General features: G+C 57.1%; 2 protein-coding genes. Both read left to right on the forward strand.

The features are described from left to right. Nucleotides 1–4: 4 nt before the first annotated feature. Nucleotides 5–487 carry a glycoside hydrolase family 108 protein gene (locus KQH55_RS14540; RefSeq protein WP_076794417.1) on the forward strand — a complete coding sequence of 161 codons (483 nt, stop codon included), beginning with the start codon at nt 5–7 and terminating at the stop codon, nt 485–487. Nucleotides 488–490: 3 nt separating this feature from the next. Beyond that, nucleotides 491–912: hypothetical protein (locus tag KQH55_RS14545; protein ID WP_235091499.1), on the forward strand; the 422-nt coding region annotated here is incomplete at its 3' end.

Here is a 912-nt window from a genome sequence, read left to right on the forward strand (position 1 = left end):
CAGCATGAGCATTTTTGACGACGCTTTTGACCAGCTCATTGGCAATGAAGGTGGTTATTCCAATCACCCTCAGGATCCTGGCGGTGAAACCATGTGGGGTATCACCCAGCGGGTGGCACTCGCGTGGGGCTATACCGGCCCCATGCAGGATTTGCCGCGTGAGACAGCCAAGCACATTGCCAAGACGCTTTACTGGGATCCGCTGCACTGCGATAGTTATGATGCGCGTGTTGCGTTTCAGCTCTTAGATGCCAACTACAACGGTGGCCCTGTTGTCGTTTGGATGCAGCAAGCCAGCGGCACGCTCGCCGACGGCAAACTTGGACCTAAGACGATTGCCGCGGTGCAAGCGGTCGACCCGGAGCTATTTATCCTGCGTTTTGTAGCCGCCCGCCTAGCTTATTTAACCGCGCTGCAAACGTGGCCCAGCTTTGGGCGCGGCTGGACGCGGCGAATCGCCACTAATTTGAGAGTAGCCGGAGCTTAGATCATGTTACCGATTGTTCTCGCTCTTGCGCAGTTTGCGCCGCAAATCGCCCAGTGGATTGGGGGTAGCCGGGCCGAACAGGTGGCGCAGAAAGTGGTCACGATTGCTCAAACGCTCACCGGTACCAGCACGCCCGAGCAGGCGTTGGCTGCAATCCAAGCCAATCCCGAACTGGCCTACCGGTTTCAGGAGTCGATCGTTGAGAGCCAAGTCGAGCTGCAGCGCATCGCCGCTGAGTTGGAGAAGGCCCCTATCACCACCAACATCGAAACGGCGAAAGTGAACGCCGCCAACCGTGCCAATGCTCGGCAAATGGCCTTGACTGCAGAAGATCGCACCCCGCGTAACCTCGCCTATCTATACACAGGCGCCCTATTTCTGGTGATTGGCGCGCACTTCTGTTTGTTGTTCTTTCACATAGAGGT

It is taken from the genome of Mycetohabitans sp. B3 (assembly GCF_021498065.1).
Taxonomy (GTDB): Bacteria; Pseudomonadota; Gammaproteobacteria; order Burkholderiales; family Burkholderiaceae; genus Mycetohabitans.